The 25,236-nt window shown below is 67.4% G+C and carries 23 protein-coding genes and 2 pseudogenes; 11 read left to right on the plus strand and 14 right to left on the minus strand.

What is annotated here, in order from left to right; translation table 11 throughout:
• Window position 1 precedes the first annotated feature (1 nt).
• Together recN and CFB40_RS03655 are read right to left on the minus strand one after the other, a co-directional pair.
• Window positions 2–1,651 (minus strand): DNA repair protein RecN, encoded by a 1,650-nt coding sequence (gene recN, locus CFB40_RS03650; RefSeq protein WP_089424550.1) that lies wholly within the window; start codon window positions 1,649–1,651, stop codon window positions 2–4.
• A gap of 19 nt (window positions 1,652–1,670) precedes the next feature.
• A complete protein-coding gene (locus tag CFB40_RS03655; RefSeq protein WP_089424551.1) occupies window positions 1,671–2,573 on the minus strand; it encodes an NAD kinase in 903 nt (300 codons plus the stop codon).
• Window positions 2,574–2,704: 131 nt separating this feature from the next.
• On the opposite strand from CFB40_RS03655, the gene hrcA reads away from it, so the two are divergent.
• The 3 genes from hrcA to CFB40_RS03670 all read left to right on the plus strand — a co-directional run bounded on the left by hrcA (window position 2,705) and on the right by CFB40_RS03670 (window position 5,352).
• Window positions 2,705–3,727, plus strand: coding sequence for a heat-inducible transcriptional repressor HrcA (gene hrcA, locus CFB40_RS03660; protein WP_031399637.1), 1,023 nt, complete (start codon window positions 2,705–2,707; stop codon window positions 3,725–3,727).
• A 147-nt stretch (window positions 3,728–3,874) separates the two neighbouring features.
• On the plus strand, window positions 3,875–4,939 hold the full coding sequence (gene hemH / locus CFB40_RS03665) for a ferrochelatase (protein WP_089430627.1): 1,065 nt from the start codon (window positions 3,875–3,877) through the stop codon (window positions 4,937–4,939).
• 5 nt (window positions 4,940–4,944) lie between these two features.
• Complete coding sequence (locus CFB40_RS03670; protein ID WP_011351021.1) at window positions 4,945–5,352, plus strand: RNA-binding S4 domain-containing protein; 408 nt, start codon at window positions 4,945–4,947, stop codon at window positions 5,350–5,352.
• Here the strand turns inward: CFB40_RS03670 and CFB40_RS38535 are convergent.
• A complete protein-coding gene (locus CFB40_RS38535; RefSeq protein ID WP_006476841.1) occupies window positions 5,324–5,485 on the minus strand; it encodes a hypothetical protein in 162 nt (53 codons plus the stop codon). The genes CFB40_RS03670 and CFB40_RS38535 overlap by 29 nt on opposite strands.
• A 355-nt stretch (window positions 5,486–5,840) precedes the next feature.
• On the opposite strand from CFB40_RS38535, the gene grpE reads away from it, so the two are divergent.
• The 5 genes from grpE (at window position 5,841) to CFB40_RS03700 (ending at window position 12,274) form a co-directional block, all read left to right on the plus strand.
• Window positions 5,841–6,386, plus strand: coding sequence for a nucleotide exchange factor GrpE (gene grpE / locus CFB40_RS03680; RefSeq protein WP_089424554.1), 546 nt, complete (start codon window positions 5,841–5,843; stop codon window positions 6,384–6,386).
• 10 nt (window positions 6,387–6,396) lie between these two features.
• Entirely contained in the window at window positions 6,397–6,822 is a 426-nt protein-coding gene (locus CFB40_RS03685; RefSeq protein ID WP_089424555.1) for a thioredoxin family protein, read from the plus strand.
• A 162-nt stretch (window positions 6,823–6,984) separates the two neighbouring features.
• Entirely contained in the window at window positions 6,985–8,937 is a 1,953-nt protein-coding gene (dnaK, locus tag CFB40_RS03690; RefSeq protein WP_089424556.1) for a molecular chaperone DnaK, read from the plus strand.
• A 267-nt stretch (window positions 8,938–9,204) separates the two neighbouring features.
• Entirely contained in the window at window positions 9,205–10,341 is a 1,137-nt protein-coding gene (dnaJ, locus tag CFB40_RS03695; RefSeq protein ID WP_089430628.1) for a molecular chaperone DnaJ, read from the plus strand.
• A 13-nt stretch (window positions 10,342–10,354) separates the two neighbouring features.
• The gene (locus CFB40_RS03700) at window positions 10,355–12,274 is read left to right on the plus strand and encodes a chorismate-binding protein (protein WP_089430629.1); all 1,920 of its coding nucleotides are present in this window, start codon (window positions 10,355–10,357) and stop codon (window positions 12,272–12,274) included.
• 7 nt (window positions 12,275–12,281) lie between these two features.
• Here CFB40_RS03700 and CFB40_RS37745 read toward each other — a convergent pair whose 3' ends face one another.
• From CFB40_RS37745 to hda, 8 genes and pseudogenes are all read right to left on the minus strand, one after another.
• Window positions 12,282–12,728 carry an STY0301 family protein gene (locus CFB40_RS37745; RefSeq protein WP_143329807.1) on the minus strand — a complete coding sequence of 149 codons (447 nt, stop codon included), beginning with the start codon at window positions 12,726–12,728 and terminating at the stop codon, window positions 12,282–12,284.
• Window positions 12,728–13,107, minus strand: a pseudogene (locus tag CFB40_RS39470) (BPSL0067 family protein). Before CFB40_RS39470 ends, CFB40_RS37745 begins: the two are co-directional and overlap by 1 nt.
• A 185-nt stretch (window positions 13,108–13,292) precedes the next feature.
• On the minus strand, window positions 13,293–14,108 hold the full coding sequence (panB, locus tag CFB40_RS03710; RefSeq protein WP_089424560.1) for a 3-methyl-2-oxobutanoate hydroxymethyltransferase: 816 nt from the start codon (window positions 14,106–14,108) through the stop codon (window positions 13,293–13,295).
• 45 nt (window positions 14,109–14,153) lie between these two features.
• Complete coding sequence (locus CFB40_RS03715; RefSeq protein ID WP_089430630.1) at window positions 14,154–14,840, minus strand: deoxynucleoside kinase; 687 nt, start codon at window positions 14,838–14,840, stop codon at window positions 14,154–14,156.
• Window positions 14,837–15,379, minus strand: a complete 543-nt coding sequence (gene folK / locus CFB40_RS03720; protein WP_089424562.1) for a 2-amino-4-hydroxy-6-hydroxymethyldihydropteridine diphosphokinase — start codon at window positions 15,377–15,379, stop codon at window positions 14,837–14,839. Before folK ends, CFB40_RS03715 begins: the two co-directional genes overlap by 4 nt.
• Window positions 15,380–15,414: 35 nt before the next feature.
• Entirely contained in the window at window positions 15,415–16,953 is a 1,539-nt protein-coding gene (gene pcnB, locus CFB40_RS03725; protein WP_089424563.1) for a polynucleotide adenylyltransferase PcnB, read from the minus strand.
• Between the two features lie 5 nt (window positions 16,954–16,958).
• On the minus strand, window positions 16,959–17,636 hold the full coding sequence (locus tag CFB40_RS03730; RefSeq protein ID WP_089424564.1) for an HAD family hydrolase: 678 nt from the start codon (window positions 17,634–17,636) through the stop codon (window positions 16,959–16,961).
• Window positions 17,637–17,647: 11 nt separating this feature from the next.
• On the minus strand, window positions 17,648–18,382 hold the full coding sequence (gene hda / locus CFB40_RS03735) for a DnaA regulatory inactivator Hda (RefSeq protein ID WP_006484992.1): 735 nt from the start codon (window positions 18,380–18,382) through the stop codon (window positions 17,648–17,650).
• 250 nt (window positions 18,383–18,632) lie between these two features.
• Between hda and purM the strand changes: the two genes are divergently transcribed.
• Together purM and CFB40_RS03745 are read left to right on the plus strand one after the other, a co-directional pair.
• A complete protein-coding gene (purM, locus tag CFB40_RS03740; RefSeq protein WP_006484927.1) occupies window positions 18,633–19,688 on the plus strand; it encodes a phosphoribosylformylglycinamidine cyclo-ligase in 1,056 nt (351 codons plus the stop codon).
• 111 nt (window positions 19,689–19,799) lie between these two features.
• Complete coding sequence (locus CFB40_RS03745) at window positions 19,800–20,195, plus strand: YybH family protein (RefSeq protein WP_089430631.1); 396 nt, start codon at window positions 19,800–19,802, stop codon at window positions 20,193–20,195.
• A gap of 22 nt (window positions 20,196–20,217) precedes the next feature.
• On the opposite strand, the gene tet is transcribed toward CFB40_RS03745, so the two are convergent.
• Window positions 20,218–21,411, minus strand: coding sequence for a Tet(A)/Tet(B)/Tet(C) family tetracycline efflux MFS transporter (gene tet, locus CFB40_RS03750; RefSeq protein WP_089430632.1), 1,194 nt, complete (start codon window positions 21,409–21,411; stop codon window positions 20,218–20,220).
• Window positions 21,412–21,474: 63 nt separating this feature from the next.
• On the opposite strand from tet, the pseudogene tetR reads away from it, so the two are divergent.
• A pseudogene (tetR, locus tag CFB40_RS03755) lies at window positions 21,475–22,105 on the plus strand (tetracycline resistance transcriptional repressor TetR).
• A 5-nt stretch (window positions 22,106–22,110) separates the two neighbouring features.
• Here tetR and miaA read toward each other — a convergent pair.
• Both miaA and mutL read right to left on the minus strand, forming a co-directional pair.
• A complete protein-coding gene (gene miaA, locus CFB40_RS03760; protein WP_089430633.1) occupies window positions 22,111–23,091 on the minus strand; it encodes a tRNA (adenosine(37)-N6)-dimethylallyltransferase MiaA in 981 nt (326 codons plus the stop codon).
• Window positions 23,088–25,079 carry a DNA mismatch repair endonuclease MutL gene (gene mutL, locus CFB40_RS03765; RefSeq protein ID WP_089430634.1) on the minus strand — a complete coding sequence of 664 codons (1,992 nt, stop codon included), beginning with the start codon at window positions 25,077–25,079 and terminating at the stop codon, window positions 23,088–23,090. The genes miaA and mutL overlap by 4 nt, the downstream gene beginning before the upstream one ends.
• Window positions 25,080–25,236: the final 157 nt, after the last annotated feature.

Genomic DNA, 25,236 nt, shown 5'->3' on the forward strand with positions numbered 1-25,236 from the left:
CTTATGCGGCGAGCATTTCCTTCGCGTGCTTGCGCGTGGTCGCCGTGATCTCGAGCCCGCCGAGCATCCGCGCGACTTCCTCGATGCGGTTGGCGCGGTCGAGCGCGACGACGGTCGACACCGTGCCGCCACGGTCGTCGGCGCCTTTTGCGACCTGGTAGTGGTGATCACCGCGCGCGGCGACCTGCGGCAAGTGCGTCACGCACAGCACCTGGCGATCGCGCCCGAGCTGGTGCAGCAGGCGGCCGACCACTTCGGCGACGCCGCCGCCGATCCCCGTATCGACTTCGTCGAAGATCAGCGTCGGCGTCGGGCTTGCCGCGCTGGCGATCACCGCGAGCGCGAGGCTGATCCGCGCGAGCTCGCCGCCCGACGCCACCTTCGCGAGCGGCCGCAGCGGCACGCCGGGGTGCCCGGCGACCCGGAATTCGACCTGCTCGAGCCCGTGCGGGCCGCCGTCGGCGAGCGGCACGAGCGCGACTTCGAAGCTCCCGCCCGCCATCGACAGTTCCTGCATGCCGGCCGTGACGGCCGTGCCGAGCGCCTTGGCGGCCTGTGCGCGTGCCTTGGACAGGTGTTTGGCGTCGGCGAGATAGGCTTCCCGCGCCTTGGCCTGCGCCGCCACGAGCGCGCCGAGATCGGCCGCCGCATCGAGTGCGGCGAGCTGTGCGCGGCGTGCCGCGTGTTCTTCGTGCAGCGTGTCGGGCGGCAAGCGGAACTTGCGGGCGGTCGAGTGCAGCGCATCGAGACGCGTTTCGACCTGCGCGAGCCGTTCGGGATCGAGATCGACGCGCTGCGCATAGTGCTGCAGCGAATAGACGGCCTCCTGCAACTGGATCTCGGCCGGTTCGAGCGACGCGAGCGCGTCGCCGAGCGAGGTGTCGTAGTCGGCGAGGCTGCGCAGCTTCGACACGATCGCGCCGAGCTGCGCGAGCATCGCGTCGTCGGACTCGGACAGCGCGTTGAGCGCACCGCGCACGCCTTCGATCAGGTTCGCCGAATGCGACAGGCGCTTGTGCTCGTTGCTGACTTCGTCCCATTCGCCGGGCTGCGGCGCGAGCTTGTCGAGTTCGGCTAGCTGCCAGGCGAGCTTTTCGCGCTCGAGCTGCAGCTCGCGCTCGTGCGCTTTTGCAGCGTCGATCGCCTGCGTCGCGTCGCGCCACACGCGCCATGCGCGCGCGACGTTCGCGGCATCGGCGACGAGCCCCGCGTGCGTATCGAACAGCTCGCGCTGCGCATCCGGCCGCATCAGCAGCTGGTGCGCATGCTGGCCGTGGATGTCGACGAGCATCTCGCCGAGCTCGCGCAGCTGCGCGAGCGTCGCGCTGGTGCCGTTGATGAACGCGCGCGACCGGCCGTTCGCGTCGATCACGCGGCGCAGCATCACGGTGTCCTCGGTGTCGAACGCGTGTTCGTCGAGCCAGCGCGCGACGCGGTCGTGCGGCGTGAATTCGGCGGTGATGTCGGCGCGGCTGCAGCCGGTGCGCACGACGCTCGCGTCGGCACGTTCGCCGAGCGCGAGGGCAAGGGCGTCGATCAGGATCGATTTCCCGGCACCGGTTTCACCGGAAAACACGGAAAAGCCGCTGTCGAATTCGAGATCGAGCGCGGCGACGATGACGAAGTCGCGGATCGAGAGGTGGCGGAGCATGGTGTCGGGCAGAGCGGCGTCAGGACGCCTTGTCGTCTTCGTTCGAGGCGTGTTCGTTCCAGTGCAGCTTCTTGCGCAGCGTCGCGTAGTAGCTGTAGCCGATCGGGTGCAGGAACGGCACCGTGTGCTTCGAGCGGCGCACCTCGATCGTGTCGTTCAGTTCGAGCGCGGTGAACGACTGCATGTCGAAGTTCACGTTGACGTCGCGCCCGCCGACGATCTGGATCGCGATTTTCGAATCGTCGGGCAGCACGATCGGCCGGTTCGACAGCGCGTGCGGCGCGATCGGCACGAGCACGATGCCCGCCAGCTGCGGATGGAGGATCGGGCCGGCCGACGACAGCGCGTAAGCGGTCGAGCCGGTCGGCGTGGCGACGATCAGGCCGTCCGAGCGCTGGTTGTACATGTACCGGCCGTCGACCGATGCGCGCAGCTCGACCATCCCGGAGAAGCCGCTGCGGTTCACGACGACGTCGTTGAAGGCGAGCGCGTGGTAGATCGGTTCGCCGTCGCGCATGATCCGGGCCTCGAGCAGCGCGCGCTCCTCGCGTTCGAACTTGCCCGACAGGATCACCGGGACGAGCGCCTGCATGTCGGCCGCCGCGATATCGGTGATGAAGCCGAGCCGCCCGTGGTTGATCCCGATCAGCGGTGTCTTGTACGGCGCGAGCTGACGGCCGATGCCGAGCATCGTCCCGTCGCCGCCCAGCACGACCGCCACATCGGCACGCGCCCCGATTTCGGCCGGGGTCAGCGCCGGGTAGCCGGTGATGCCGATCTCGCGCGCGGTCTCGGCTTCGAAGACGACCTCGAAGCCCCGCTTGGCGACGCAGGCGGCCAGCGTGGCGAGCGGCTCGGCGATGTTCGGCGTGTTGCTCCGGCCGACGAGCGCGACAGTGTTGAACTGATTACCGGTTTTCATGCCGGCATTACACCATAGCTCGTTGACGAAAAGAACCGGCTGTGCGCGGTCGGGGCCGGATCGGGCCGGCCCGCGCAACGGTAGCCGACGCCACTCGCCGCGGTCGCGCGGTTGCGCTAAAATTTTCCACCATGCTAGATCCTCGCGCACGAACCCTCCTGAAAACCCTGATCGAACGGTATATCGCCGACGGTCAGCCAGTCGGATCGCGCACGTTGTCCCGTTACTCCGGGCTCGAGCTGAGCCCGGCAACGATCCGCAACGTGATGTCCGACCTGGAGGAGCTCGGCCTCGTGTCGAGCCCGCACACGTCGGCCGGCCGCGTGCCGACGCCGCGCGGCTACCGGCTGTTCGTCGACACGATGCTGACGGTCGAGGCGCCGATCGACGCCGAAGCCGTCGCGCGGCAGGTGCAGAACACGCTGCAGGCGGGCGAGCCGCAGCAGCGGGTCGTGGCGGCCGCCGCGAGCGTGCTGTCGAACCTGTCGCAGTTCGCGGGCGTAGTGCTGACGCCGCGCCGCAGCCACGTGTTCAAGCAGATCGAGTTCATGCGCCTGTCGGACAAGCGCATCCTGCTGATCATCGTCACGCCCGAAGGCGACGTGCAGAACCGGATGCTCGCGACGCCGCGCGATTACTCGCCGTCGCAACTGACGGAGGCGTCCAACTACATCAACGCGCATTTCGCCGGCCTGTCGTTCGACGAGGTGCGCCGCCGCCTGCGCGACGAGATCGACCAGTTGCGCGGCGACATGACCGCGCTGATGCACGCCGCCGTGACGGCCAGCACCGAGGTGCCTGACACCGAGGACACCGTGCTGATTTCCGGCGAGCGCAACCTGCTCGAAGTGGCGGATCTCTCGTCCGACATGGCGCGACTGCGCAAGCTGTTCGACGTATTCGACCAAAAGACGGGCCTCCTGCAACTGCTCGACGTGTCGAGCCACGCCCAGGGCGTGCAGATCTTCATTGGCGGCGAATCGACGCTCGTGCCGATCGAGGAAATGAGCGTCGTTACCGCGCCTTACGAGGTGAACGGGCAGATCGTCGGCACGCTCGGCGTGATCGGCCCGACCCGCATGGCGTACAACCGCGTGATACCGATCGTCGACATCACCGCGCGCCTGCTGTCGCTCACGCTGAGCCAGCAGTAGCCTGCCGTCGCCGGCCCGATCCTGCCCCGTCATCGTGCCGCGGCACCGCGTGTGCCGGCAGTCGGCCGAACGGCCAGCCGACCGGCGCGGAGCGGCCCGCTATAATTGAGAGCCGTCCGGTCCCGTGCCCCGAGCACGTAATTGCCCATGCGTTTCGATCTTGAGCCGCCTTCGAGCACCGCGGCTGCCCATCGCATCGGTGTGCTGCTGATCAATCTCGGCACGCCCGACGCCCCGACACCGCGCGCGGTGCGGCGCTACCTGGCCGAATTCCTGTCGGATCCGCGGGTCGTCGAGATTCCGCAGGCCGTCTGGCAGGTGCTGCTGCGCACGTTGATCCTGCCGCTGCGCGGCCGTGCGTCCGCGAAGAAATACGCGGCGGTCTGGATGCCCGAGGGCTCGCCGCTGCGCGTGTACACCGAGCGCCAGACCGACAGCGTGCGGCACCTGCTCACGTCGAACGGCTATCACGTGATGGTCGACTACGCGATGCGCTACGGCAGCCCGAGCATTTCGCACGCGCTCGCGCAGTTCAAGCGGGCGGGCGTCGAGCGCGTGCTGCTGATGCCGATGTATCCGCAGTACTCGGCGTCGACCACGGCCACGGCGTTCGACGCCGCCTTCGACGCGCTCGCGCGCATGCGCAACCAGCCCGAGGTGCGCACGGTACGGCACTACGCCGACCATCCGGCCTATATCCATGCGCTGGCCGAGCAGGTGCGCCAGTATTGGGCGCAGCACGGCCGGCCCGATTTCGCGGCCGGCGACAAGCTCGTGCTGAGCTTTCACGGCGTGCCGAAGCGCACGCTCGACCTCGGCGATCCCTATCACGACCAGTGCCAGCAGACGGGTGCGCTGCTGATGGCCGCGCTCGGGCTGTCGACGACCGAATGCCGCGTCACGTTCCAGTCGCGTTTCGGCAAGGCCGAATGGCTGCAGCCTTACACCGCGCCGACGCTGCGCGAGTTCGGCGAGGCCGGCGTGCGGCGGGCCGACGTGTTCTGTCCCGGTTTCACGGCCGACTGCCTGGAGACCATCGAGGAGATCGGCATGGAAGTGCGCGACGAGTTCCTCGCCGGCGGCGGCAAGGCGTTCCATCGGATTCCGTGCCTGAATGGCGCGTCCGCGTGGATCGGCGCGCTCGGCGAGATCGTCGCCGAGAATCTGCAGGGCTGGCCGGTCAAGGCCGCGCAGCCCGAAACGGTGAGTTGAGCGCGATGAATTACAAGATTTCGACCGAACCGGGCGCGAAGCTGCGCATCGACAAATGGCTGTGGGCGGCCCGGTTCTTCAAGACGCGCTCGCTCGCGACCGATGCGGTGGACAAGGGGCACGTGAAGATTGGCGGCGCGGCGGTCAAGCCGGCGAAGGAAGTGCGGGTGGGCGACGAGGTCGAGATTGCGATCGACGGCATCGTCTGGCACATTGCCGTGCTCGGCGTGTGCGACGTGCGCGGGCCGGCGAGCGTCGCGCAGACGCTTTACGCGGAGACGGAAGCGGGGCGGGCCGCGCGGCTCGCCGAACTGGAGCGGCGCCGCACGTATCGCGAGCCGGCAGCCGAATTGCACGGCCGGCCGACGAAGCGCGACCGGCGCATCATCGACAGATTTTCTGGTGGGAGCTGAACATCTGGTCGAACGTCGCCCGCGCGCTTCCGTATTCGGTCGTGCGGTCGGTGACGGCTCCCGACAGGCAGATGGTGGTGGTGCCGGCAATGAGTACCAGCGCGACCACCGAGATCGCAAACGTCAGTTTCATGGTACTCCCCTCGAGAAGAAGGGTGAAAACGGCGCCAGGTGGATGTCAGGCGTCAGTCAGCTAGGGGTAAACACGCTTTTCCGACGCTTGAGTGGAGTGTAGTGCAGCGGGCCTGTGCCAAGCTAGTACTTGCCAGGTAAGCGTTGTTACCGGCCGTTTCGCCCGATCTGGCGGACTATGCGGCCGATGCCCCGGCGTGACGCGCGGTTGTTTCGCGGTATTGGAGAATGCCGGCGAATAACCCTCTTGAAATCGTCGTTTTCACCCTTATTTGCACCAGCAATGTGCGGTGCCACCGGATATACGGTCCGGCGGTTGCCGATTTGGCTTCAACCTCTAATCGACTTTCAGCGACATGGAAAACACGCAAGAGAACCCGGCATCCCAATCGGCCGAAGAGATCGGCAGCGAGAAGCAGGCGGCGCAAGGCGCTGCTCCCGCCGCCGAAGCAGCCGACGCGGCGCTCGCGGAGGCTCAAGCCAAGGTCGCCGAGCTGCAGGAGAGCTTCCTGCGGGCGAAGGCCGAAACCGAGAACGTCCGCCGCCGCGCGCAGGACGACGTCTCGAAGGCGCACAAGTTCGCGATCGAGAGCTTTGCGGAGCACCTGCTGCCCGTGCTGGACAGCCTGGAAGCGGCCGTCAACGATACGTCCGGCGACATCGCGAAGGTGCGCGAAGGCGTCGAGCTGACGCTGCGCCAGCTGACGAGCGCGCTCGAGAAGGGCCGCGTCGTCGCGCTGAACCCGGTTGGCGAGAAGTTCGATCCGCACCAGCACCAGGCCATTTCGATGGTGCCGGCCGACCAGGAGCCGAACACCGTCGTCACCGTGCTGCAAAAGGGCTACATGATCGCCGACCGCGTGCTGCGTCCGGCGCTCGTCACCGTCGCGCAGCCGAAGTAAGGCCGTCGCGATGCTGCCAGCCGGCGTCGATCCGGCCGCGTTCGACGCGTTCGACATGCAGGCGCTGGACGCCGGCACGTTCGACGCGGCGATCGACGGCGCGGGCGATGCGCTCGCGGTGGTGTTCTTCTGGGGCGTCGACTGCTTCAACTGCGAGATCGCGAAGAAGGCGATGCTCGCCCAGCCCGACGCGATCCGCGCGCTGGACCTGAAGTGGTTCCATTGCAACGTGTACGAACACCACCAGCTGGGGCGCCGCTTCGGGCTGCACGGCGTGCCGACGTGGTTCTTCTTCCACCGCGGCAAGCGGCTCGGCCGCGCGACGGGCTGGCATGGCCTCGCGCAGTTCCAGGCAGCGGTGTCGGCGGCACGCGCGAAAATCGCCGCGGCGGGCGGCAATCCGCTGGGCGGCAATCCGTCGGGGGCGATCCGCTAGCCGGCAGCGATTGAAAAAATTTAATATCCGCATCGCACGTCGGGTCTTGAAAACGAACCGGACGGACGCATTTCGGGAACAGAGTTGAATTCTGGCGCGCGAAACCGCCCCAAAGCGCGGGATTTTGCGCAGCAAACAAGCATTTCTGGAGATTAGGAAAAAATGGGAAAGATCATCGGTATTGACCTCGGCACCACGAACTCGTGCGTCGCCATCATGGAAGGCAACCAGGTCAAGGTCATCGAGAACTCGGAAGGCACGCGCACCACGCCGTCGATCATCGCCTACATGGACGACAACGAAGTGCTGGTCGGCGCGCCGGCCAAGCGCCAGTCGGTGACCAACCCGAAGAACACGCTGTTCGCCGTGAAGCGCCTGATCGGCCGCCGCTTCGAAGAGAAGGAAGTCCAGAAGGACATCGGCCTGATGCCGTACGCCATCATCAAGGCCGACAACGGCGATGCATGGGTCGAGGCACACGGCGAGAAGCTCGCGCCGCCGCAAGTGTCGGCGGAAGTGCTGCGCAAGATGAAGAAGACGGCCGAAGACTACCTCGGCGAGCCGGTCACGGAAGCCGTGATCACGGTGCCGGCGTACTTCAACGACAGCCAGCGCCAGGCAACCAAGGACGCCGGCCGCATCGCGGGCCTCGAAGTCAAGCGGATCATCAACGAGCCGACCGCGGCTGCGCTCGCGTTCGGCCTCGACAAGGCCGAGAAGGGCGACCGCAAGATCGCCGTGTATGACCTCGGCGGCGGTACGTTCGACGTGTCGATCATCGAAATCGCGGACGTCGACGGCGAAATGCAGTTCGAAGTGCTGTCGACCAACGGCGACACGTTCCTCGGCGGTGAAGACTTCGACCAGCGCATCATCGATTACATCATCGGCGAGTTCAAGAAGGAGCAGGGCGTCGACCTGTCGAAGGACGTGCTCGCGCTGCAGCGCCTGAAGGAAGCCGCTGAAAAGGCGAAGATCGAGCTGTCGTCGAGCCAGCAGACCGAAATCAACCTGCCGTACATCACGGCTGACGCGTCGGGCCCGAAGCACTTGAACCTGAAGATCACCCGCGCGAAGCTGGAAGCGCTGGTGGAAGACCTCGTCGAGCGCACGATCGAACCGTGCCGCATCGCGATCAAGGACGCAGGCGTCAAGGTGTCGGACATCGACGACGTGATCCTGGTCGGCGGCCAGACGCGCATGCCGAAGGTGCTGGAGAAGGTGAAGGAATTCTTCGGCAAGGATCCGCGCCGTGACGTGAACCCGGACGAAGCCGTCGCAGTCGGCGCGGCGATCCAGGGCCAGGTCCTGTCGGGCGACCGCAAGGACGTGCTGCTGCTCGACGTGACCCCGCTGTCGCTCGGCATCGAGACGCTCGGCGGCGTGATGACGAAGATGATCAGCAAGAACACGACGATCCCGACGAAGCACGCCCAGGTGTACTCGACGGCGGACGACAACCAGGGCGCCGTGACGATCAAGGTGTTCCAGGGCGAACGCGAAATGGCAGCCGGCAACAAGCTGCTCGGCGAGTTCAACCTCGAAGGCATCCCGCCGGCACCGCGCGGCGTGCCGCAGATCGAGGTGACCTTCGACATCGACGCGAACGGCATCCTGCACGTCGGCGCGAAGGACAAGGCGACCGGCAAGGAAAACAAGATCACGATCAAGGCGAATTCGGGTCTGTCCGAGGCTGAAATCGACCAGATGATCAAGGACGCGGAAGCGAACGCAGCGGAAGATCACAAGCTGCGCGAGCTGGCTGATTCGCGCAACCAGGGCGACGCGCTGGTCCACAGCACGAAGAAGGCGCTGACCGAGTACGGCGACAAGCTGGACGCGGGCGAGAAGGAAGCCATCGAAGCGTCGCTGAAGTCGCTCGAGGAAGTGCTGAAGGACTCGTCGGCCGACAAGGCTGCGATCGACGCGAAGGTCGAGGAGCTCGGCAAGGTGTCGCAGAAGCTCGGCGAAAAGATGTACGCCGACATGCAGGCCCAGCAAGCAGGTGCGGCCGGTGCAGCGGGCGCAGCGGAAGGCGCGGCCCACGCGGGCGGTGCGCAACAGGCTGCCGACGATGTCGTCGACGCCGAGTTCAAGGAAGTGAAGAAGGACTAAGCCGGGTTGCCCCGGTGCCGCACGCCGCGCGCCACCCGCGCGCGGCGTGCGGCTGACGGGTTGGCTGACAAGCGGTCTGTCTTTCCTTCCGGATGGCCGGATCGACTCCACGCCTGGCGGGCTTCGCGGCCCTCCGGGCACATTTGTTTTTTGGCGGGTGCTGCACGCGCCGTCCGCGGCGGGCGCAGCGCCAGACGAGTCGAGAGACTTTACTGCAGGCGAAAGGAGCCACCGCGTGCGCGATGCGTGGCGGCACAGTGAATCGATATGGCGAAACGGGATTACTACGAGGTTCTGGGCGTCGCGAAGAATGCGAGCGACGACGAAATCAAGAAGGCGTATCGCAAGCTTGCGATGAAGTATCACCCTGACCGCAATCCGGACAGCAAGGATGCGGAAGAGCATTTCAAGGAGGTGAAGGAAGCCTATGAAATGCTGTCGGACGGCCAGAAGCGGGCAGCGTACGACCAGTACGGCCACGCGGGCGTCGATCCGAACATGGGCGGTGCGGGCGCACAGGGCTTCGGCGGCTTCGCGGACGCGTTCGGCGACATCTTCGGCGACATCTTTGGCCAGGCGGCGGGCGGCGCCGCGCGCGGCGGCCGTGGCGGCCCGCAGGTGTATCGCGGCGCCGACCTGCGCTACAGCATGGAAATCACGCTCGAGCAGGCCGCACACGGCTACGACACGCAGATCCGCGTGCCGAGCTGGGTGTCGTGCGAGGTCTGCCACGGGTCGGGTGCGAAGCCCGGCACGAAGCCGGAAACCTGCCCGACCTGTCACGGCCAGGGCACGGTGCGCATGTCGCAGGGCTTCTTCAGCATCCAGCAGACCTGCCCGAAGTGCCACGGCACGGGCACCTACATCCCCGAGCCGTGCGTGCATTGCCACGGGTCGGGCAAGGTGAAGGAAACCAAGACGCTCGAAGTGAAGATCCCGGCCGGGATCGACGACGGGATGCGGATCCGCTCGGCCGGCAACGGCGAGCCGGGCATCAACGGCGGGCCGCCGGGCGACCTGTACGTCGAGATCCACATCAAGCCGCATTCGGTGTTCGAGCGCGACGGCGACGATCTCCACTGCCAGATGCCGATCCCGTTCACGACCGCCGCGCTCGGCGGCGAGATCGAGGTGCCGACGCTGGCCGGCCGTGCGTCGTTCCCGGTGCCGGAAGGCACGCAGTCGGGCAAGACGTTCCGCCTGCGCGGCAAGGGCATCAAGGGGCTGCGTTCGAGCATCGCGGGCGATCTGTACGTCCACGTGCAGGTCGAGACGCCGGTGAAGCTGACCGACAACCAGCGCGACCTGCTCAAGCAGTTCGAGAAATCGCTGGCCGAGGGCGGCGCGCGTCACAGCCCGCAGAGCAAGAGCTGGTTCGACCGTGTGAAGAGCTTCTTCGAGTAACTCGAGTAACAGCATGACTGAAGGCAACGAGAGCGCGTCGTTCGCGCTCTTGGACGATTGCGACTCGACCGCGTTCGCGCGGTCGAGTCGTTTGTATTCGGGGTTCGTGCGCGAACGCGTGTGCACGGATCCGGCTCGGCTCGACGAGGTCGACGCGGCGGTGGCGCAGGATCTGCGCGACGGGCTGCATGCGGTCGTCGTCGGCGATTACGAATTCGGACGAGATTTGCAACGAGCGCAGCCGGGCCATGCCCCGCTGCGCTTTTTGCTGTTTGCGCGCTGCGAGCGCCTGTCGCGCGACGAAGTCGACGCGTGGCTCGCGCAGCAGGATGGCGGCGGCGCGCCGTCGATCGCGGGCGTCGCGCATGTCGAAAAGAGCGTGTCGCGCGATGCGTTCGATGCAGCGATCGCCGCGGTGCACGACGCGCTGCGCGCGGGCGATTCGTATCAGGTCAACTACACGTACCGGCTGAACTTCGACGTGTTCGGCACGCCGCTCGCGCTGTACCGGCGGCTGCGCGCGCGCCAGCCCGTGCGCTACGGCGCGCTGATCGCGTTGCCCGACGGACCGTGGGTCGTGTCGTGCTCGCCCGAGCTGTTCGTCGAGAAGCACGGCGACGTGCTGCGCGCGCGGCCGATGAAGGGCACGGCACCGCGTTCGGCCGACCCTCGCGACGATGCGGCGGCGGCCACGTTCCTCGCGAACGATCCGAAGAACCGCGCGGAAAACGTGATGATCGTCGACCTGCTGCGCAACGACGTGTCGCGGATCGCGCGCACCGGCACGGTCCGCGTGCCGGCGCTGTTCTCCGTCGAGCCGTATGCGTCGGTGTGGCAGATGACGTCGACGGTCGAGGCCGGCTGGCGCGACGGGACGACGTTCGCGCAGATGCTGCGTGCGCTGTTTCCGTGCGGATCGATCACGGGCGCGCCGAAGCACAAGACGATGGAACTGATCGACGCGATCGAGTCGACGCCGCGCGGGCTCTATACGGGCGCGATCGGCTGGCTCGATGCGCCGAATGAAGTCGCGGGCGATGCGTCGCACGGCGGCACGGCCGGCTGCGGCGATTTCTGCCTGTCGGTGGCGATCCGGACGCTGACGCTCGATGCGGCCGGCGTTGGCAACGACGCGGACGGCACGGTCACTGCCGCAGCCGGCCGGCGCTGCGGCACGATGGGCGTCGGCGCGGGCATCGTGCTCGACAGCGTCGCGGCCGACGAATATGCGGAGTGCGAATTGAAAGCGCGATTCATGACGGACGCCGATCCCGGCTTCCAGCTGTTCGAAACGACGGCCGCCACGCGTGCGGACGGCATCCGGCATCTCGATCGCCATCTCGCGCGGCTGCAGCGTAGCGCGGATGCATTCGGCTTCCGCTTCGACGCCGACGCATTGTGTCGCGAGATCGATGCGCGCTGCGCGGCGTTCGACGGCGACGGCGCTTACCGGATGAAGCTCGCGCTCGCGAAGGACGGCACGATCGAGATCATCACGGCGCCGCTCAAGCCGCAGCCGGTGGGGCCGGTCGGCGTGCTGCTGGCGCCCGCGCACGGCTTCGCGCCGACCCGTGCGGGCGATGCGCTGCTGCTGCACAAGACCACACGCCGCGCCGAATACGATCGCGCGTGGCAGGCGGCGGAGGCGCTCGGCGGCTTCGACATGCTGTTCGTCAACGAGCGCGGCGAGGTGACGGAAGGCGGGCGCTCGAACCTGTTCGTGAAGCTCGATGGCCAGTGGGTGACGCCGCCGCTCGAGTCCGGCGTGCTGCCGGGCGTGATGCGCGGCGTGCTGCTCGACGATCCGGTACTCGGCGCAAAAGAGCGTGCGCTGACGCTCGACGATGTGCTGAACGCGGATGAGTTGATGATTTGCAATGCGCTGCGCGGGCCGGTGGCGGCGCGGCTGATTCACGGCTGCACATCGGCCTGAACGCAGATTACTTCTGCGGTGTACATTGCCAGCTTTGTACGATGGCGTGCCCACGTCTGTAGCGCGCGACGCAAGTCTGTGCCTGCTTGCCCAGTGGCCGTGCGATTACAACGCTCGTATTGCCGTAGTCGCACGAAATCCAGTAGTCTTCACGGCTTTCGGCGAGCGACCAGATATAAATGTCGCCTTTGGACTCGGAGCGCGAGCGGTTCGGCAACAACGACGCCATCCGATCCGGCGGCCCTGACCAGAAGGTGACGCTGGCAAGCGGATAGGAGCTTTGCGTGTCGAAGCTTTTCCAACCATCGGGCGGTTGACCGTCGAGCTGCTGGGTAACGGCGAGTCGCGTAGGACAATCCGTTGTCGCGGCGGACGCGGGTGATGCGACGAGCGAAACGTATGCGAGCGCAGCGACGGCGAGCAATCGATACGGATTTTGGCGGATGAGCATCATCATTTCACGACAGAAAATGCATCGGCGTTATTGCTCGGGTCGATGTAACGGCCATTTTTGTCTTTGCCTTTGAACGGAATGCATCTCCTCTGAATTGCCTTGAGTGAGCGCCATTGTTCAACGACGTGGATACCGCGCACATCCTGGCCCAGATAGAACGCCGCATGATTGCCATGCGATCGGCTTGGGTAGCGATCATTCTCGAAAGTTGCAATCACGGTTCCGGCGCGAATACTCCAGTCGCCGCTTGCTTTTTTTCCGGGCGCCAGATGGCGGTGGGGCCGACGGAAGTATAAATTTTGACCAGCGCGACGCATTCGCCGTCGCCCGCCAGCTTTTGCCCGACGAGTTCGGCCGCCTTCTCATACACATGAGCCATCTTTTACCACTCCTTCGGTTGACGAAGGTTTGATGGTCGCAGCGGCGAAGATGAGCGGAAATAGGACGAGTTAGAAAGTACGCGTTGTCCGGCGATGCTGTACGAGAAACGGCATACCGTATTGCTGGCCGCGTCAGCGAGTGTGTTATGCGGTCGTCGGCAGCGCCCCGGCGCTGCCGGCCCGATCAGAACGAGTGTTCCGGGCCCGGGAACGAACCATCCTTCACCGCGCGCACGTACGCTTCGACGGCCGCCTGGATGTTCGGCTCGCCCTGCATGAAATCCTTCACGAAGCGCGGCCGCTTGCCGGGGAACACGCCGAGCATGTCGTGCAGCACGAGCACCTGGCCCGAGCAGTCGGCGCCTGCACCGATGCCGATCGTCGGCACGCGCAGCATCTGCGTGACCTCGGACCCGATCAGCGTCGGCACGGCTTCGAGCAGGACGACCTGCGCCCCGGCCGCTTCGACCGCACGCGCGTCGCGCAGCAGTTGCGCGGCGCCGGCTTCGGTCTTGCCTTGCACCTTGAAGCCGCCGAACGCGTGCACCGACTGCGGCGTGAGGCCCACGTGCGCACACACGGGCACCGCGCGCTCGACGAGGAAGCGGACCGTCTCGGCGAGCCATTCGCCGCCTTCGAGCTTGACCATCTGCGCACCAGCGCGCATCAGCTTGACGCTGCTTGCGAATGCCTCGGCCGGCGTGCCGTACGTGCCGAACGGCAGGTCGGCCATGATCAGCGCGCGCGGCTGCGCGCGGGCGACGCAGGCGGTGTGATACGCGATGTCGTCGAGCGACACGGGCAGCGTGGTCGTGTGGCCCTGCAGCACGTTGCCGAGCGAATCGCCGATCAGCAGCACGTCGACGCCCGAACGGTCGAGCAGTGCGGCAAAGCTCGCGTCGTAGCAGGTGAGCATCGCGATCTTCTCGCCGGCGTCGCGCATTGCCTGCAGCTTGGGCACCGTGACGGCAGGCCGGCTCGATTCCTGGAGATAGGTCATGGGAAATCCGGTTCGAATAGGTGAGGAACGACAGGCGAGGACGCGTCAGCGCGTCGTCTCGCCCTTGACGAAGAATTCCTTGCGGCCGCGCATCGTCTCGATGCGCTCGACCAGCAGGGCGAGATCTTCGGGGGAATCCAGCGGATTCAGGTGTTCCGCGGCGACCGTCAGCACTGGCGTGCGGTCGTAGTGGTAGAAGAATTCGTTGTACGCGTCGACGAGCGAGCGCAGGTACGCATCGCTGATCTGCAGCTCCATCGGCAGCCCGCGCTTCTGGATGCGCGAGAACAGCACTTCGGGGCTCGCCTGCAGGTAGACGACGAGATCGGGCGACGGCGCCTGCGGCACGTCCACGTGCGTCGCGACCGAGCGGTAGAGCTGCCACTCGTCTTCCGGCAGGTTCAGCCGCGCGAAGATGTCGTTCTTCTGCGGCATGAAATCGGCGATGACCGGGCGGCCCGTTTCGAGCGCACTGATCAGCTCGCGCGCCTGCTGCGCGCGCTGCAGCGCGAACGACAGCTGCACGGGCAGCGCGTAGCGCGCGGTATCGCGATAGAAGCGTTCGAGGAACGGGTTGTCCTGCGGGCGCTCGAGCAGCGTCTGCATCGACCAGCGTTCGCCGAGCAGGCGCGCGAGCGTCGTCTTGCCGACGCCGATCGGGCCTTCGATCACGAGATAGCGGTGCGGGGCGCGCAGGTCGGGCGCGGTGACGGTGAGGGGAGTCGGGGTCATCGGCAGCGGTTCTTGTCGGCGTCTTCGCTGGCAGCGAGCGCCTTCTGCATCAGGCACTGGCAGGTCTGCACCTTCTCGACGCGCTGGTCCGCGACGGCGGCGAGGAAGGTGTCGGCCCGGCCGCGCGCGGGGATGTCGAGTGCCGGCTCGATCTCGACGAGCGGCACGAGCGCGAACGCACGGTCGGTGAGGCGCGGATGCGGGACGATCAGGTCGGGCTCGTCGATCGAATCGTCGCCGAACAGCAGGATATCGAGATCGAGCGTGCGCGGCGCATTGCGATACGGGCGCTCGCGGCCGAAGTGATGTTCGATCTTCTGGCACAGCGCGAGCAGCTCGCGGGCCGACAGCGTCGTGTCGAGCTTGACGACGCAGTTGTAGTAGTCGTCGCCGCCCGCTTCGAAGGGCGCCGTGCGATACAGGCTCGATTTGCCGAGGATCGAGATGGTGCGCTGCTGCGCAAGGCACACCACCGCGTCCTTCAGGGTCTGGCGCGCATCGCCGAGATTCGCCCCCAGTCCGATATATGCAACCGTCATGGCATCACTTCCTACGTCGTTCGCCGGCGAGCGCGTCAGTCGTCGGAACCGCCCGAGGCGTCCGGTGCCGGCTCGGCGGCACCTTCACCCGGCTTGCGGTTTCGCACGCCGCCGCGGCGGCGCCGCTTGCGGGGCGATTTTTCCTTCGTGCCGCCCTGCGTGAGCAATGCCTCGCGAGCGGCCGCGTCGCCTTCGATGAAATCCGTCCACCACTGTCCGACTTCCATATCGAGCTCGCCGGATTCGCAGCGTAACAGGAGGAAATCATACCCCGCTCTAAACCTTTGGTGTTCCAGCAGCCGCATCGCGCTGCGGCCCGAGCGTTTCTCGAGACGCAGCTGCAGGCCCCAGATCTCGCGCATGTCGGCCGAGTAACGCTTGTGGATCGCGAGTTTCTCGGTCTGCATGTCGAGCACGTCGTCCATCGCGCGATGGAGCGCCGGCACCGGGATTTCGCCTTCGGCCGTGTATTGCTCGAAGCGCTGGCGCATGTCGTGCCACAGCAGCGTCGCGAACAGGAAGCCCGGCGAGACCGGCTTGCCGGCGCGCACGCGTGCATCGGTGTTGTTCAGCGCGAGCGTGATGAACTTCTCGCCCTGCGGCTGTTCGAGCACGACGTCGAGCAGCGGCAGCAGCCCGTGGTGCAGGCCCTCCTTGCGCAGCCGCTGCAGGCACGCGAGCGCGTGGCCCGACAGCAGCAGCTTCAGCATTTCGTCGAACAGGCGCGCGGCCGGCACGTTGTTGATCAGGTCGGCGAGCGCGTTGATCGGTTCGCGCGTATGCGGCTCGATCTCGAAACCGAGCTTGGCTGCAAAGCGCACGACGCGCAGCATCCGCACCGGATCCTCGCGGAAGCGCGTGGCCGGATCGCCGATCATCCGCAACAGGCGGGCGCGCACGTCGGCCATCCCGTCGTGGTAGTCGAGCACCGTCTGCGTCGACGGGTCGTAGTACATCGCGTTGATCGTGAAGTCGCGGCGCGCGGCGTCTTCGTGCTGCTCGCCCCACACGTTGTCGCGCAGCACGCGGCCGCTCGCGTCCACCGCGTGCGTGCGGCGATCGAGTTCGTCGCGCTTCAGGCGCTTCGGCGGCTCGGCAGCGGCCGCCTCGGGCGGCGCATCGACCAGCGCGCGGAACGTCGAGACCTCGATCAGCTCCTGGCCGAACTGCACGTGCACGATCTGGAAGCGGCGGCCGATCAGGCGTGCGCGGCGGAACAGGCGCTGCACCTCGGTCGGCGTGGCGTCGGTCGCGACGTCGAAGTCCTTCGGCGCGATGCCGAGCAGCAGGTCGCGTACCGCACCGCCGACGATGAAGGCACGGAAGCCCGCCTGCTGCAGCGTGTCGGTCACGCGCACGGCATTCTTCGAGATCAGCGCCGGGTTGATGCCGTGCACGCTGGCCGGCACGACGGTCGGTTCATGGTTGCTGCGCGGTTTCTTCGCGCCGCCACCGCGGGCGCCCTTCGGGGCGCGCGGGGTAGCCGGGGCCGCTTCGTCGGCCGGGGCCGTTGCGGGAGACGTTTGCTCGGTTTCGTCCTGGCCGAGCAGCTTGCGGATGAATTTTTTGATCACGACGTTCAGAAGAGATCGAGGATGCGCCAGCCGCGGTTGCTTGCATGCGCACGCAGCGTGTCGTCAGGGTTGGTCGCGATCGGGTCGGTGACTTTCTCGAGCAACGGGATGTCGTTGTGCGAGTCGCTGTAGAAATAGGTGTGCGGGAAGTCGCTCCATTGCTTGCCGAGCGACGCGAGCCACGCTTCGGTCCGCACGATCTTGCCTTCGCGATAGCTCGGCGTGCCGGTCGGCCGGCCCGTGTACGGCGAATCGGGATGCCCGTCGGTCGTTTCGACCTCGCAGGCGATCAGCGTGTCGACGCCGAACGCGGACGCGATCGGGCGCGTGATGAATTCGTTGGTCGCCGTCACGACGCAGCACAGGTCGCCCGCATCGAGGTGCTTGCGCACGAGCTCGAGCGCGGCGGGTGTCATGGCGGGCCGGATCACCTCGTGCATGTACTGATCGTGCCATTCGGCCAGCTGCGCGCGCGAATATTTCGCGAGCGGCGTGATCATCGCCGTGAGGTACGCGTGGATGTCGAGCTTGCCGGCCTTGTAGTCGGCGAAGAACTGATCGTTCTGACGCGAGAAGCTTTCCGCGTCGACGATGCCGAGCTTCACCATGAAGCGGCCCCATTCGTGGTCGCTATCGGTCGGGATCAGCGTGTGATCGAGGTCAAAGAGTGCCAGATTAGTCATGGAAGCGCATTTTACTCGAAGCGGTTCGGGCCCGTGCCCGGTGGTGTGATGTCGTCGCCGGGACGCGCCAGCATGCGGCGCAGCAACGGCAGCGTGACGGCGCGTTTCTGCTCGAGCGAGAAGCGGTCGAGCGCGTCGAGCAGCGCCATCAGGCTCGGCATGTCGCGGCGGAAATGGGTCAGCAGGTAGGCGGCGATGTCGTCGGTGAGCGCGATTCCGCGCTCCTTCGCCGCGAGCTTGAGCACGGCGATCTTGCCGGCGTCGGACGGCGGCGACAGGTGGAACACGAGCCCCCAGCCGAGGCGCGTGCGGAGATCCTCGCGCACGTCGAGCGCGAGCGGTGCCGCGGGGCCCGCCGCGACGAACGCGCTCGACGGGTGCGCGCGCACTTCGTTGAACAGGTTGAACAGCGCGACCTGCTGCGTGTCGCTCATCCGGTCGCAGTCGTCGATCGCGTAGATGCCGATGCGCGGGTCGAACGTGAACGCGCCGAGCGGGCTCTGCGGCGTCAGGTAGCGCGCATAGCCGTACGACGCGTCGCTCACGAGCGCCTGCAGCAGATGGGTGCGGCCGCAGCCGGGCTCGCCCCAGATGTAGAACGACCGGTCCGGCACGGGGCCCGCCGCGAGCGCGAGGTCGAGCTTCTGCAGGCGCGAGATGAGCTCGTCGTTCTCCTCGTTCATGATGAAGTTGTCGAACGTGGCGGGCGGCGGCGTGCCGAGATCGAGCGTCAGTTGACGAGACACAACAGTCACAATGCGGGTCGGTTGAAAATACGCGCGCCGTACGCCGGGCACGCGCCGGGGCTTGCGTCTTCACGGGCTTCACGCGCGGCCGCACGCACGGCGCCACGCCGGTTTCGGCGCGGTTCGCTCGGCGATGAAAACGGGGACGTGTTGACCAAGATGCAATCCCTGACGATTCGGTGCTGGGAATTCCGGCCAACGGGCCGGCTTCGGGTAAAATCGCATTTTACCGACCTTCTCGCATTCCCCCATGAATCCTCCGAAATCCGCTCCCGACGCTCAGGGTCTGTCCTATCGCGACGCAGGTGTCGACATCGACGCGGGCGACGCACTCATCGACAAGATCAAGCCTTTTGCGAAGAAAACCCTGCGCGACGGCGTGCTCGGCGGCATCGGCGGGTTCGGCGCGCTGTTCGAGGTGCCGAAGAAGTACAAGGAGCCCGTGCTCGTATCGGGCACCGACGGCGTGGGCACCAAGCTCAAGCTGGCGTTTCATCTGAACAAACACGACACCGTCGGCCAGGATCTCGTCGCGATGAGCGTGAACGACATCCTCGTGCAGGGCGCCGAGCCGCTGTTCTTCCTCGACTACTTCGCGTGCGGCAAGCTCGACGTCGACACCGCCGCAACGGTCGTCAAGGGCATCGCGCAGGGTTGCGAACTGTCGGGCTGCGCGCTGATCGGCGGTGAGACGGCCGAAATGCCGGGCATGTACCCGGACGGCGAATACGACCTGGCCGGCTTCGCGGTCGGCGCGGTCGAGAAGAGCAAGATCATCGACGGCAGCACGATCGCCGAAGGCGACGTGGTGCTGGGCCTCGCATCGAGCGGCATCCACTCGAACGGCTTCTCGCTCGTGCGCAAGATCATCGAGCGCGCGAACCCCGACCTGTCGGCCGATTTCCACGGCCGCTCGCTGGCCGACGCGCTGATGGCCCCCACGCGCATCTACGTGAAGCCGCTGCTCGCACTGATGCAGAAGCTGTCGGTGAAGGGCATGGCGCACATCACGGGCGGCGGTCTCGTCGAGAACATTCCGCGCGTGCTGCGCGAAGGCCTCACCGCCGAGCTCGACCAGAACGCATGGCCGCTGCCGCCGCTGTTCAAGTGGCTGCAGGAGCACGGCGGTGTCGCCGATGCCGAAATGCACCGCGTGTTCAACTGCGGCATCGGCATGGCCGTGATCGTGTCGGCGGCCGATGCCGACGCAGCGATCGCCGACCTGACCGCCGCCGGCGAACAGGTGTGGAAGATCGGTACCGTGCGTGCGACCCGCGAAGGCGAGGCGCAGACGGTCGTGGTCTGACGCACTGCCCGCAGCAGATGCAGCAAGGAAAGCCGCCCGGAGTCGATCCGGGCGGTTTTTTTTCGGGCGTTGCGTGGCGTACGGGCGCGCGCCGATGAAGGAGGGACGACGATGACCGAAGACGAACGCGCGATCCGCGAGCTCGTGGACAACTGGTTCGTGTCGAGCCGGCGTGGCGACCTGGCGACGGTGCTCGACCTGATCGCCGACGACGCGATCTTCATGGTGGCCGGCAAGCCGCCGTTCGACAAGGCGGCGTTTGCGGCCGCGTCGCGCGACGCGAACGCCGGGGGCGGCAACGCGCCGACGATCGACGGCCGTTACCGGATCGACGAACTGCGCGTGCTGGGCGACTGGGCGTACATGCGCAATTTCATCGAGATCGAGGCGACCCCGCCGGGCGGTGAGACGATCCGCCGGTCGGGCCATACGCTGACGATCTTCCGCAAGGCCGATGGCCGCTGGCAGCTCGTGCGCGACGCGAATCTGGTGACGCTCGCGCAGTGAGCGCGGCGGTGCGCGCCGACGCTCATGCGGACGGCCGTGCCGCGCCCGCCGGCCGCGCACCGGCCAGCAACGGCGGGACCAGCAGATAAAGCAGCGCGGCCGCGGCCCAGACGAGCCCCGGCCACGTCGCACGTGTCGCCGCATAGGTCGCGGTGACGACCAGCGGCCCCGCGACGCCGATCAGGCTCGCCACGCTCGCGAGCGCGCCCTGCAGTTCGCCCTGGCGCGCATCGTCGACCTGCCGCGCGAGCATCGCCTGCAGGGCCGGCAGCGTCATTCCGCCTGCCGCGAACAGCGGCAGCAGCGCGAACGGCACCCACGCGGCGGTCGCGAACGCGATCGCCGCGAGCCCGAGCGCGTCGCCCGCGAGGCCCAGAGCCAGCGCGCGGCGCTCGCCGAGCCGCGCGATCAGCGGCCCGATCGCGAAGGCCTGCGCGAGTGCGTGACACGCGCCGTACCCCGCCAGCGACAGCCCCGCGATCGGCGTCGACCAGCCGAAATGCTCCTGGCCGTACAGGATCCACAGTGTTGCGGGCGCCTGCGACACCAGCGCCACGATCACGTAAATGCCGATCAGCGGTGCGAGCGCGGGCGTGCCGGTCAGCCGGCGCAGGCTGGCGAACGGATTGAGCGCGCCAACCGCATGGCCTTCGCGGACTGAACGCGGCCGCGATTCCGGCAGCGCACGCCAGACGAGCGCGAGATTGAGCGCGTTGAGCACGGCGGCTGCGACGAACGGTGCGCGCAGGTGCAGCGCGCCGAGCAGGCCGCCGATCAGCGGGCCGGCGATGAAGCCGATGCCCATCATCGCGCCGAGCTGGCCGAAGCGTCGTGCGCGGTCGGGTTCGGCGGTGACGTCGGTGACATAGGCAGTCGCGACCGCGACGTTCGCGCCGGTGATGCCCGCGATCAGCCGCCCGACGTAAAGCCAGGCGAGCGTCGGCGCGAGCGCCATCAGCAGGTAGTCGAGCGCGGCGCCCGCGAGCGACGCGAGCAGGACGGGCCGGCGGCCGAAGCGGTCGCTCAGCGCGCCGAGCAGCGGGGCGCACAGGAACTGCGCGAACGCGTACAGCGCGAGCAGGATCCCGTAATGGGTGTCGGTGGTGCCTGCGTCGGCGAGCGAGCGCAGCAGCCCGGGCAGGATCGGCATCACGATCCCGACGCCGATCGCGTCGAGCAGGACCGTGGCCAGGATGGCAATCAGGGATGGATTCAAGAGCGTGACTCTATCGGTGATAGAGTGGCGATTATTCCACAGCTTTCCCTATCGGTGATAGAGATGAAGGACACAGGGGCGCGGCTGACGCGCGACACGGTATTGCGCGCGGCGCTTGACCTGCTCGACGAAGTCGGTATCGACGGGCTGTCGACGCGGAAACTCGCCGAGCGGCTCGGCGTGCAGTCGCCGACGCTTTACTGGCATTTCAAGAACAAGGGCGAACTGCTCGACGCGATGGCCGAGGCGATCATGCTCGAGCGTCACGATGCGTCGCTGCCGCGGCCGGGCGAAGCGTGGGATGCGTGGCTTTTGGACAACGCGCGCAGTTTCCGTCGCGCGCTGCTGGCTTATCGCGACGGCGCGCGCCTGCATGCCGGGACGCGGCCGCGCGCGCTGCATTTCGGCTCGATCGAACGCAAGGTCGCGCTGCTCGGCGACGCGGGTTTCGCGCCGGACGAGGCGGTCGACGTGATGTATGCGCTGGGCCGCTTCGTGGTCGGATGGGTGCTGGAAGAGCAGGCGGAACCGGACGGCGACGCCGATGCGCCGCTGCCGGACGCGGCCGAGTATCCGCTGCTCGCGAAGGGCTGGGCCGCGCTGCGCGCGCAGCGGCGACGAGGCGTTCGAGCGTGGCGTTGCGTTGATCGTCGACGGCGCCCGTGCGCGCCTGGCAGCGCGCAAGCGCGGCTGACGCGGTCAGCCCGGCGTGCGGCCGTCGAGCACGCGTTCGAGCGCGTCGAGTGCGCGGGCCGTCGAGTCCGGCGCGATGCAGTCGACGACGATCCGCTCCGGCATCGCGCGCAGCCAGGTGATCTGGCGCTTGCAGAGTTGGCGCGTTGCGAAGATGCCCTTGTCGCGCATCGTCCGGTAGTCGGTATCGCCGTCGAGGAATTCCCACGCTTGCCGGTAGCCGACGCAGCGCATCGACGGCAGATCGGGATGGAGGTCCTCGCGACGACGCAGCCGTTCGACTTCGTCGATGAAGCCCGCGTCGAGCATCGCATCGAAGCGCTGTTCGATCCGTTTGTGCAGTACTGCGCGATCCGACGGTTCGAGCGCGACCGGCACGAAGCGGTAAGCGGCGGCCGCATCGTCGGTGCGCCGCGGCGCGGCAAGCAGCACCGACATCGGCTGCCCGCTCAGCATGAACACTTCGAGCGCACGCTGGATCCGCTGCGAATCGTTCGGTGCGAGCCGCGCGGCCGTGTCGGGATCGACCTGCGCGAGCCGCGCATGCAGCGCGGGCCAGCCATCGCGCTCGGCTTCGGCATCGAGTGTCGCGCGTACGTCCGGATCGGCGCCCGGCAGGTCGTTGAGCCCCTGCGTCAGCGCCTTGTAGTACAGCATCGTGCCGCCCGCGAGCAGCGGCGTGCGGCCGCGCGCGGCGATCTCGCCGATCAGGCGCAACGTGTCCGCGCGGAAACTCGCGGCCGAATACGCGTCGGCCGGATCGATGATGTCGATCAGGTGATGCGGCACGCTCGCGCGCTCGTCGCGCGAAGGCTTCGCGGTACCGATATCCATGTCGCGGTAGACGAGCGCCGAATCGACGCTGACGATCTCGATCGGGCGGCGCGCGGCGAGCGCCAGCGCCGCGGCCGTCTTGCCCGATGCGGTGGGGCCGAGCAGGCAGGCGATCGTCGTCGGGCTGGGGTTGGCGTGCTGTGCTGCGCTCATTGTCCGCGCATGAAGAGGCGGTCGAGATCGTTCAGCGTGAGCTGATACCACGTCGGCCGGCCGTGATTGCACTGGTCCGCGCGTTCGGTCGCTTCCATCTGCCGCAGCAGCCCGTTCATCTCGTCGAGCGTCAGGCGCCGGTTCGCGCGCACCGCGTGGTGACACGCGAGCGTGCCGAGCAGTTCGTGCTGACGCTCGGTGAGCACGCGCGAGCCGCCGAACGCGTGCAGGTCGGCGAGCACCGCGCGCGCGAGCGATTGCAGGTCGGCATCCTTCAGCAGCGCCGGGACCGCGCGGATCGCGAGCGTCGTCGGCGACAGCACCGCCAGGTCGAAGCCGAGCGATTCGAGCGTGTCGCGCTCTTCCTCGACCGTACCGATCTCGACCGGCGTGGCCGTCATCGAGATCGGCAGCAGCAGCGCCTGCACGGCGACCGAGCGGTCGGCAAGCGCGTTCTTGAACTGTTCGTACAGGATCCGCTCGTGCGCCGCGTGCATGTCGACGATCACGAGGCCGTGCGCATTTTGCGCGAGCACGTAAATGCCGTGGATCTGGCCCAGCGCGAAGCCGAGCGGCTGCTCGTCGTGCGTGGTCGCGGCGATCGGCGACGCGGTGAAGCCCGACAGCGGTGCGATCGGCGCGTCGGCCGAATCGCGTGCGAGGGTCGTCGTGCCGTCCGGCGTGCCCGCGCCCGTGTCCTTGCGGCCGAACAGCGCGTCATAGAGCGCGAGCGGCTGCGCAACGGGCAGCGTGCCCTGGGTCATCCGCGCCTGGCGCATCCACGTGTTGCCCGACGACGAGGACGACGACGGCGACGAGAAGCCGCTACCGCCGCTGCCGGTTGCGTGGCCCTGGCTCTGCCCGAGCGGTGTGTCCAGGAACGAAGCGGGCCCGCGCGGTGCCGGTGAGAGTTGCGCGGCATGGCCGCCCGCCGTGGTTTCCGGCGACGCGCCCGCGTGGCGCGCCAGCGCGCGCTGGACCGCATGGAAAACATATTGGTGGATCGAGCGCGAATCGCGGAAGCGCACCTCGATCTTCGACGGGTGCACGTTCACGTCGACGGCTTCAGGAGGAAGGTCAAGAAACAGCACATACGACGGGTAGCGGTCGCCGTGCAGCACGTCCTCGTAGGCCGCGCGCACTGCGTGCGTCAGCAGCTTGTCGCGCACGAAGCGGCCGTTGACGAAGAAGTATTGCTGGTCGGCGCGACCGCGGCTTGCGGTCGGCAGGCCGGCGCAGCCGTAGACCGCGAGCGGGCCGGCCTGCTCGTCGAGCGGCAGGTGCGCGGTCGCGAAGCTGTCGCCGAGGATCTTCGCGACGCGCTGCGCCGGCTCGGTCGCATTCCAGTGCTCGACCGCCTTGCCATTGTGCAGCACCGAGATCGCGACGTCCGGCCGCGCGAGCGCCGCGCGGCGAATCATTTCCAGGCAGTGGCCGAACTCCGTCTGCTCGCTCTTCAGGAACTTGCGCCGCGCGGGCGTGTTGAAGTACAGCTCGCGGACCTCGATCGTCGTGCCGGTCGCGCCGGCGGCGGGCGACAGCACGCCCGTCTGCGCGTCGATCTTCATCGCGTGCGCGGCCTCGGCCGTCCGGCTCGTGATCGACATCTCGGCGACCGACGCGATCGACGCGAGCGCTTCGCCGCGGAACCCGAGCGTCGCGACCGCCTCGAGCTCCTCGAGCGAGCGGATCTTGCTGGTCGCATGGCGCATCAGCGCGAGCGCCAGCTCGTCCGGCGGAATCCCGCAACCATCGTCGGTGATCGAGATGCGCTTGACGCCGCCTTCTTCCAGCACGATGCGCAGCGTGCTGGCGCCGGCGTCCATCGCGTTTTCGAGCAGTTCCTTGACGACCGACGCCGGGCGTTCGACGACCTCGCCGGCGGCGATCTGGCTGATCAGCTGGTCGGGCAGGGGCTGGATCGCGCGCAGCGGGCGCGGAGCAGGGGCGGGCGCGGCGCCCGCGGCCGTTTCGGTGATATCGGACATGGCCGAATTATAGCGAGGCGGCGAATGCGTGCCGGGGCGACCGGCGGTTACGTTTTTTCACGGAGCCTTAAGGTAGTTTCGGTATCATGGGTCCGTAACACGCCCGGCCTTGACCGGTGGGCGCTTCAGCCTTTTTCGGCCGTTCCGGCCCTATCGC

This window comes from Burkholderia sp. AU31652 (assembly GCF_002223155.1).
In the GTDB taxonomy this organism is placed as follows: Bacteria; Pseudomonadota; Gammaproteobacteria; order Burkholderiales; family Burkholderiaceae; genus Burkholderia.